Below are 8,465 nucleotides of genomic sequence, written 5' to 3'. Positions count from 1 at the left end.
GTGGAGCGGTAGTTCAGTTGGTTAGAATACCTGCCTGTCACGCAGGGGGTCGCGGGTTCGAGTCCCGTCCGTTCCGCCACCCTAATTAGGGGCGTAGTTCAATTGGTAGAGCACCGGTCTCCAAAACCGGGTGTTGGGAGTTCGAGTCTCTCCGCCCCTGCCAGAAAATTATCCTTAGCATTTGCTAAGGATTTTTTTTGCCTGAAAAACGGCCCCCAGCATATCCATTCAACTCCTTTCCCGGCATCCTTGCCATGGCTGTCCCTTTAATCTTCCAAGACGTTTGTTTTTAACAGATCGCGGATCAACGTATGTTTATCGCTATTTTGTAGCCATATTGCATATAACGGGCGTGAAAGCGTAGCGCTGTCGGCAACGGTATGAAGCCCGCCTTTTTCTTTGGCCCAGCCAACTGGAAGCCAACTGCATCCATTAAGAGCAGACAGTTGCTGTCTCGCCAGTTCAGCTGAACTGGTGGTAAGAACGGGAACCTCATCGCTCGCAATCAAACCCACTTCATGCTGTTGAAAATCAGGCCCCCACTCAAGACGCAGATAATTTAATTCATCTTTCATCTGTGATGGGCTGCTGCAATACAACGCGAGTGTGAAATGTCCCAGCAATTGGCTGCTAAACTCATCCATTTTTGGCGCTTCGGTGGTAATGAGCAGATCAAGCTGACGTTCATGGAGTTGCTTTACTAACGACTGGCGTTGAGCGATCCTGGCTTCAAATTGCAGACTGGCTTGCGGCTCCAGAGACTGATATAAGCGTGCCAGCCAGTCATTGAGCATGCACTCCCACAGAGAAGCGCTGGCACCGATAGAAAACTCATTATGCCGCGATGTATGCGCCACTTCCTTACGTGCCGCCTGCCACGTATTCATCAGCGTTTCTGCATAGGGTAGTAGCTTTTCACCTGCTGCGGTTAAGCGGATATTGTTTCTGTGCCGGGTGAACAGGTTCACACCAAGCTGATTTTCCAGTTGTCTTATCCGAAAACTGACCGCCGATTGGGTCAGGTAGAGCGCTTCTGCCGCTCGTCCAAAGTGGCGTGTCCGGCTAACTTCCAGGAAAGTTTTTAACAATTCCGTATCCACAACGCTCTCCACAAAATTATTTGTCGTAATGATTTAAATCTTTTGTTTTACACTCTGTCAAGCGTAACTAATACTCCGCGCCATAAATAGCTCGGCCAAAGAATTAGGAGCGTGCAGGATGGCGGAAAGCTTTACGACGACTAATCGATATTTCGACAACAAATATTATCCACGCGGATTCTCTCGTCATGGTGATTTCACCATCAAAGAGGCACAACTGCTTGAACGTCATGGTTATGCCTTCAATGAGTTGGATCTGGGGAAACGTGAGCCAGTAACCGAAGAAGAGAGACTGTTTGTCGCGGTATGCCGTGGCGAACGTGAGCCGGTGACAGAAGCAGAACGCGTCTGGTCTAAATATATGACGCGTATTAAGCGTCCAAAACGTTTCCACACTCTGTCTGGCGGTAAACCGCAGATGGAAGGTGCGGAAGACTACACCGAATCTGATGATTAATAAAAAAGGGCGAAATGCCCTTTTTTTACGTCAGTAGTTTTTGTAAATGAATCAGTAGCCTGTCTATTGCCCGATAGCCCACAGCCTCCTGCAAATGTAGGCGCGTAATATTCTCCGTTTGTTCCAGATCGGCAATGGTACGGGCAACCTTCAGTAAGCGCTGCCAGGCTCGTATAGACAATCCCAGATGTATCAGCGTCTCCTCCAGCCAGTGCGCATCATCACTGTGTAGAGAGCAGTACTTTCGTATACCCTGGCTGTCCAGATGGGCGTTTAGCTTCCCCTGTCGTTCGTACTGGCGTTTCCGTGCGGATATCACCCGTACTTTCACTGTAGCGCTGTCCTCGCCTTTAACCGCTGCCTGACTGAGTATACCGGGCGGTGGCAGGGGAATTTCGAGCGAGAGATCGAATCGATCGAGAAAGGGGCCGGATAAACGGCTGAGGTAGCGCAACGTCTGTTCCGGGCTACAGCGATTATGGTTCCCCTGATAGTGACCGGTCGGGCTGGGATTCATCGCTGCAACCAGTTGGAAGCGCGCAGGATAGGTGATCTTTGCCCGGGTGCGCGAAAGGTGTATCTGACCAGACTCAATAGGTTCACGCAGCGCATCCAGCGTGCGTCGCTCAAACTCAGGCAGTTCATCCAGAAACAAAATACCGTTGTGTGCCAGCGATATTTCTCCTGGCGCGGGTATTGAACCTCCCCCTACCATTGCCGTTAATGACGCGCTGTGATGAGGCGAGCGGAAAGGACGTCGTTTCCACTGCCTTTGTACCGTATCGGCGTTCACCAGACTGAGAATCGCCGCACTTTCCAGTGCTTCTTTGTCGCTTAATGATGGCAGTAGCCCATTAATGCGGCTGGCCAGCATGGTTTTTCCCGTACCTGGCGGGCCTATCAGCAGCAGGTTGTGCCCTCCTGCGGCCGTGATTTCCAGGCCTCGTTTCCCCTGTTCCTGACCGATAACATCACTGAGATCGTCATGCAGTAAACAGGCGTCAGAATCGATAGACACTGGTTTCTCAAGATCCCGTTTCCCTTCCAGAAATGCGCATACCGTTTGCAGATGATCTGCAATCAGGCATCCCTCCCCGCTGATTAGCCCAACTTCCGCCGTATTCTCTTTTGCAACAATGATATGTCTGCCTGCCCGAATCGCCTCGGTTGCACTGGATATCGCGCCTGGAACGCCACGTAACGCACCTGTAAGGGCCAGTTCGCCCACCAGTTCATATTCATTAAGCTTATTTGTTGTAAGTTGCTCTGACGCCGCCAGAAGCGCAATTGCGATAGGTAAATCATATCTTCCGCCCTCTTTGGGTAAATCTGCCGGGGCCAGATTAATGGTGATTTTCTTCGCCGGAAATTCATACCCGCTATTGATGATTGCGCTGCGAACCCGATCCCGGGCCTCCTTTACCGTCGTTTCAGGTAGCCCAACCATTGTTAAACCCGGCAGGCCATTACTGATATGCACCTCGATGGTTATTGGCGGCGCATTAACGCCAAGTGCGGCGCGTGTGTGAACAATCGACAGTGACATAACTCCTCCCGTTGAGAGAATTATGCTGCATTAAAAACCAGAAATATCCTGCACGATTGTTAATTTTTGGCGCATATTCAGGTAATTTTATCGCGTTTTCAAAATATGCTTTGCTGTTCGGAAGTGTGCTCGCAAAAAATAACAGATGCGAAAAAAAGATGGGGGTTGCTGTTGTTTATGAGGCAAAAAGTGAAAATTTTTCATTTCCTGTTTTTTGTATAAAAAACAATGATTTTTTGCTAAACCGTTAGCTGCGTCAGAAAAATGAAAATAAAAATATCTTGTGCTATTGGCGAAAGCTATGGTAACTCTTTAGGCATTCCTTCGAACAAGATGCAAGAATAGACAAAAATGACAGCCCTTCTACGAGTGATTAGCCTGGTCGTGATTAGCGTGGTGGTGATTATTATCCCACCGTGCGGGGCTGCACTTGGACGAGGAAAGGCTTAGAAATCAAGCCTTAACGAACTAAGACCCCCGCACCGAAAGGTCCGGGGGTTTTTTTTGACCTTAAAAACATAAACGAGGAGCAGACAATGACTAATAGCATAAAATTCTGTTTCTCCAGATTTACGGCGGGGATGTAGCTATGAATGGGGCACAGTGGGTGGTACATGCTTTGCGAGCACAGGGCGTTGAAACCGTTTTTGGTTATCCCGGTGGCGCAATTATGCCGGTTTACGATGCGTTGTATGACGGCGGCGTGGAACATCTGTTGTGTCGTCACGAGCAGGGTGCGGCGATGGCGGCAATCGGCTATGCGCGTTCAACGGGCAAAACGGGCGTCTGTATCGCCACGTCCGGCCCTGGCGCTACCAATTTGATCACCGGTCTGGCTGACGCACTGTTAGATTCCGTGCCGGTTGTGGCCATCACGGGTCAGGTTTCCGCTCCGTTCATCGGAACGGACGCTTTTCAGGAGGTTGATGTGCTGGGGCTGTCGTTGGCATGTACGAAGCACAGCTTCCTTGTGCAGTCTCTGGAAGAGCTGCCGCGCATCATAGCTGAGGCTTTCCGGGTTGCGAACTCGGGTCGTCCTGGCCCTGTTCTGGTTGATATCCCCAAAGATATCCAGTTAGCCAATGGTTCACTGGAGCCGTATTTCACCACCGTTGAAAACGAAACGGCTTTCCCGCACGCGGACGTTGAACAGGCGCGTCGGATGATGGCGCAGGCGCAAAAACCGATGCTGTACGTGGGCGGCGGCGTAGGCATGGCGCAGGCCGTACCCGCGCTGCGTGAATTTATCGCTGCGACGCAAATGCCGGTGACCTGCACGTTAAAAGGCCTGGGCGCGGTGGATGCCGACTATCCGTATTATCTCGGTATGTTGGGGATGCATGGCACTAAAGCGGCAAACTTCGCTGTTCAGGAGTGCGATCTGCTGATTGCCGTAGGGGCACGTTTTGATGACCGGGTGACGGGCAAGCTGAATACCTTTGCGCCGAACGCCAGCGTGATCCACATGGATATCGATCCGGCGGAAATGAACAAACTGCGTCAGGCGCATGTCGCGTTGCAGGGCGATCTGAACGCATTATTGCCCGCGTTACAGCAACCGTTAAATATTGACGCCTGGCGTCAGCACAATGCTGAACTGCGTACTGAGCACGCCTGGCGTTACGATCATCCCGGTGAAGCCATCTATGCGCCGCTGCTGTTAAAACAGTTGTCGGAACGTAAACCCGCAGACAGCGTGGTGACAACGGATGTGGGCCAGCATCAGATGTGGTCTGCGCAGCATATGACGTACTCGCGCCCGGAGAATTTCATCACCTCCAGCGGCTTAGGTACGATGGGTTTTGGCCTGCCTGCGGCGGTTGGCGCGCAGGTTGCAAGGCCGAATGATACCGTTATCTGTATCTCCGGTGATGGCTCTTTCATGATGAATGTACAAGAGTTGGGCACCGTAAAACGCAAGCAGTTGCCGTTGAAGATTGTCTTACTCGATAACCAGCGGTTAGGCATGGTTCGACAATGGCAACAACTGTTTTTCCAGGAACGATATAGCGAAACCACCCTTACCGATAACCCCGATTTCCTCATGTTAGCCAGCGCCTTCGGCATTCCTGGCCAACACATCACCCGTAAAGACCAGGTTGAAGCGGCGCTCGACACCATGCTGAACAGTGATGGGCCATACCTGCTTCATGTCTCAATCGACGAACTTGAGAATGTCTGGCCCCTGGTGCCGCCTGGCGCCAGTAACTCAGAAATGCTGGAGAAATTATCATGATGCAACATCAGGTCAATGTGGCAGCTCGCTTCAACCCGGAAACGTTAGAACGTGTTTTACGCGTGGTTCGCCACCGTGGTTTTCAGGTGTGCTCCATGAATATGGAAGCCGCCACCGATGCGCAAAATATAAATATCGAATTGACCGTTGCCAGCCCCCGGTCGGTCGACTTACTGTTTAGTCAGTTAAGTAAACTGGTAGATGTTGCACATGTTGCTATCTGCCAGAGCACAACCACATCACAACAAATCCGCGCCTGAGCGCAAAAGGAAGAAAAATGACGACGAAAAAAGCTGATTACATCTGGTTCAATGGTGAGATGATTCGTTGGGAAGATGCGAAGGTTCATGTGATGTCCCACGCACTGCACTACGGTACTTCCGTGTTTGAAGGGATCCGTTGCTACGACTCTCACAAAGGTCCAGTGGTGTTCCGCCATCGTGAACACATGCAGCGTTTGCATGATTCAGCCAAAATCTATCGTTTTCCCGTCTCCCAGAGCGTTGATGAGCTGATGGAAGCCTGCCGCGACGTTATCCGTAAAAACAACCTGACCAGCGCATATATTCGTCCGCTGGTGTTTGTGGGCGATGTGGGGATGGGCGTTAACCCGCCTCCGGGGTACAGCACTGACGTCATCATCGCGGCGTTCCCGTGGGGCGCATACCTGGGCGCAGAAGCGCTGGATCAGGGGATCGATGCGATGGTTTCTTCCTGGAACCGCGCAGCGCCAAATACCATTCCGACAGCGGCAAAAGCGGGCGGTAACTACCTTTCTTCACTGCTGGTAGGGAGTGAAGCGCGTCGTCATGGCTACCAGGAAGGTATCGCGTTGGATGTGAATGGTTATATTTCCGAAGGCGCAGGCGAAAACCTGTTTGAAGTGAAAGATGGCGTGTTGTTTACCCCGCCGTTTACCTCCTCCGCGCTGCCAGGTATTACCCGTGATGCGATCATCAAGCTGGCGAAAGAACTGGATATCGAAGTGCGTGAGCAGGTGCTGTCTCGCGAATCTCTGTATCTGGCGGACGAAGTGTTTATGTCCGGCACTGCGGCAGAGATCACACCGGTTCGCAGCGTGGACGGTATCCAGGTAGGCGAGGGCCGCTGCGGTCCGGTCACCAAACGTATTCAGCAAGCATTCTTTGGCCTCTTCACCGGTGAAACCGAAGATAAATGGGGCTGGTTGGATCAGGTAAATCCATAAATTAAAAATAAATGGGACGGCACGCACCGTCCCATTTAACAGACAGACACTGGGAGTAAATTACGCATGCCTAAGTATCGTTCCGCCACAACCACACATGGTCGCAATATGGCGGGTGCCCGCGCGCTGTGGCGCGCCACCGGGATGACCGATGCCGATTTTGGCAAACCGATCATCGCCGTCGTGAACTCATTCACCCAGTTTGTGCCGGGTCACGTTCACCTGCGCGATCTCGGTAAGCTGGTCGCCGAACAGATTGAAGCCGCTGGCGGCGTCGCCAAAGAGTTCAACACCATTGCCGTGGATGATGGCATCGCTATGGGTCACGGGGGCATGCTGTATTCACTGCCGTCTCGCGAACTGATCGCCGACTCGGTGGAGTACATGGTGAACGCCCACTGTGCGGATGCGATGGTCTGTATCTCCAACTGCGACAAAATCACCCCAGGGATGCTGATGGCCTCGCTGCGCCTGAACATTCCGGTAATTTTTGTCTCCGGCGGCCCGATGGAAGCCGGGAAAACCAAACTTTCCGATCAGATCATCAAGCTCGATCTGGTTGATGCGATGATTCAGGGCGCGGACCCGAAAGTTTCTGACGATCAGAGCAATCAGGTCGAACGCTCCGCTTGCCCGACCTGTGGGTCGTGTTCCGGGATGTTCACCGCTAACTCAATGAACTGCCTGACGGAAGCGTTGGGCCTGTCGCAGCCGGGCAACGGCTCGTTGCTGGCAACCCACGCCGATCGCAAGCAGCTTTTCCTCAATGCCGGTAAGCGCATTGTTGAGCTGACTAAACGTTACTACGAGCAGGATGACGCTTCCGCACTGCCGCGTAATATCGCCAGTAAAGCGGCGTTTGAAAACGCCATGACGCTGGATATCGCCATGGGCGGTTCGACCAACACCGTTTTACACCTGCTGGCGGCGGCACAGGAAGCGGAAATCGACTTCACCATGAGCGATATCGACAAGCTTTCCCGCAAGGTTCCACAGTTGTGTAAAGTCGCGCCAAGTACGCAGAAATACCACATGGAAGACGTCCACCGCGCAGGCGGCGTACTGGGTATTCTGGGCGAGCTGGATCGCGCCGGGTTGATGAATCGCGATGTAAAAAACGTGCTGGGTCTGACGCTGCCGCAAACGCTGGAGCAGTACGACGTTATGGTCAGCCAGAATGAAGCGGTAAAACAGATGTTCCGTGCAGGCCCGGCGGGTATCCGCACGACGCAGGCGTTCTCGCAGGATTGCCGCTGGGATTCGCTGGATACCGACCGCGTCGAAGGCTGCATTCGCTCGCTGGAACATGCCTACAGCAAAGATGGCGGTCTGGCTGTGCTCTACGGTAACTTTGCTGAAAACGGCTGTATCGTAAAAACCGCAGGCGTGGATGACAGCATCCTGAAATTTACCGGCCCGGCGAAAGTCTATGAAAGCCAGGACGATGCGGTTGAGGCGATCCTCGGCGGTAAGGTGGTTGCCGGTGATGTGGTGGTTATTCGCTACGAAGGGCCGAAGGGGGGTCCTGGTATGCAGGAAATGCTCTATCCGACCACCTTCCTGAAATCGATGGGGCTGGGTAAAGCCTGTGCGCTGATCACCGATGGCCGTTTCTCCGGCGGCACGTCTGGCCTCTCTATCGGTCACGTCTCACCGGAAGCGGCCAGCGGCGGTAATATTGCCATCATCGAAGATGGCGACATGATTGCTATTGATATTCCAAACCGTGGTATTCAACTGCAACTGAGCGATGCGGAAATCGCCGCGCGCCGCGAAGCGCAGGAAGCCCGTGGTGATAAAGCCTGGACGCCGAAAGATCGTCAGCGCCCGGTCTCCTTTGCGCTGCGTGCTTATGCCAGCCTGGCGACCAGCGCCGATAAAGGCGCGGTACGCGATAAATCGAAACTGGGAGGTTGATG

At 52.8% G+C, this 8,465-nt stretch carries 9 protein-coding genes and 2 tRNA genes; 9 read left to right on the top strand and 2 right to left on the bottom strand.

The features are described 5' to 3' along the window. Window positions 1-2: 2 nt before the first annotated feature. Window positions 3-79: transfer RNA gene (locus OGX80_RS08315), tRNA-Asp, on the top strand. A gap of 8 nt (window positions 80-87) precedes the next feature. Continuing rightward, window positions 88-163, top strand: a tRNA-Trp gene (locus OGX80_RS08310). A 103-nt stretch (window positions 164-266) separates the two neighbouring features. On the opposite strand, the gene hdfR is transcribed toward OGX80_RS08310, so the two are convergent. Further along, complete coding sequence (hdfR, locus tag OGX80_RS08305; protein ID WP_161799994.1) at window positions 267-1,112, bottom strand: HTH-type transcriptional regulator HdfR; 846 nt, start codon at window positions 1,110-1,112, stop codon at window positions 267-269. Window positions 1,113-1,218: 106 nt separating this feature from the next. Here hdfR and maoP point away from each other — a divergent pair, with 106 nt between their 5' ends. Beyond that, window positions 1,219-1,557, top strand: coding sequence for a macrodomain Ori organization protein MaoP (maoP, locus tag OGX80_RS08300; protein ID WP_012131115.1), 339 nt, complete (start codon window positions 1,219-1,221; stop codon window positions 1,555-1,557). 25 nt (window positions 1,558-1,582) lie between these two features. Here the strand turns inward: maoP and OGX80_RS08295 are convergent, their stop codons facing one another. After that, window positions 1,583-3,103, bottom strand: a complete 1,521-nt coding sequence (locus OGX80_RS08295) for a YifB family Mg chelatase-like AAA ATPase (RefSeq protein ID WP_115182291.1) — start codon at window positions 3,101-3,103, stop codon at window positions 1,583-1,585. Window positions 3,104-3,454: 351 nt separating this feature from the next. Here OGX80_RS08295 and ilvL point away from each other — a divergent pair, with 351 nt between their 5' ends. The 6 genes from ilvL to ilvD all read left to right on the top strand — a co-directional run bounded on the left by ilvL (window position 3,455) and on the right by ilvD (window position 8,463). Next, window positions 3,455-3,553, top strand: coding sequence for an ilv operon leader peptide (gene ilvL, locus OGX80_RS08290; protein ID WP_001311244.1), 99 nt, complete (start codon window positions 3,455-3,457; stop codon window positions 3,551-3,553). An 86-nt stretch (window positions 3,554-3,639) separates the two neighbouring features. Beyond that, window positions 3,640-3,690 (top strand): peptide IlvX, encoded by a 51-nt coding sequence (ilvX, locus tag OGX80_RS22360; protein ID WP_202401504.1) that lies wholly within the window; start codon window positions 3,640-3,642, stop codon window positions 3,688-3,690. Window positions 3,691-3,692: 2 nt separating this feature from the next. Then, window positions 3,693-5,339 carry an acetolactate synthase 2 catalytic subunit gene (ilvG, locus tag OGX80_RS08285; RefSeq protein ID WP_115182290.1) on the top strand — a complete coding sequence of 549 codons (1,647 nt, stop codon included), beginning with the start codon at window positions 3,693-3,695 and terminating at the stop codon, window positions 5,337-5,339. Next, window positions 5,336-5,599 carry an acetolactate synthase 2 small subunit gene (gene ilvM / locus OGX80_RS08280; RefSeq protein ID WP_012131119.1) on the top strand — a complete coding sequence of 88 codons (264 nt, stop codon included), beginning with the start codon at window positions 5,336-5,338 and terminating at the stop codon, window positions 5,597-5,599. The genes ilvG and ilvM overlap by 4 nt, the downstream gene beginning before the upstream one ends. A gap of 17 nt (window positions 5,600-5,616) precedes the next feature. Then, window positions 5,617-6,546: a branched-chain-amino-acid transaminase gene (gene ilvE, locus OGX80_RS08275; RefSeq protein ID WP_012131120.1), complete on the top strand. Its 930-nt coding sequence runs from the start codon at window positions 5,617-5,619 to the stop codon at window positions 6,544-6,546. Window positions 6,547-6,612: 66 nt separating this feature from the next. Beyond that, window positions 6,613-8,463: a dihydroxy-acid dehydratase gene (ilvD, locus tag OGX80_RS08270; RefSeq protein ID WP_115182289.1), complete on the top strand. Its 1,851-nt coding sequence runs from the start codon at window positions 6,613-6,615 to the stop codon at window positions 8,461-8,463. The last annotated feature ends 2 nt before the right edge of the window (window positions 8,464-8,465 follow it).

The organism is Citrobacter sp. CK194, assembly GCF_030333395.1.
Lineage (GTDB): Bacteria > Pseudomonadota > Gammaproteobacteria > Enterobacterales > Enterobacteriaceae > Citrobacter_B > Citrobacter_B koseri.
The sequence above is the reverse complement of the archived record's forward strand: the minus strand, read 5'-3'. Positions and strand labels throughout refer to the sequence as shown.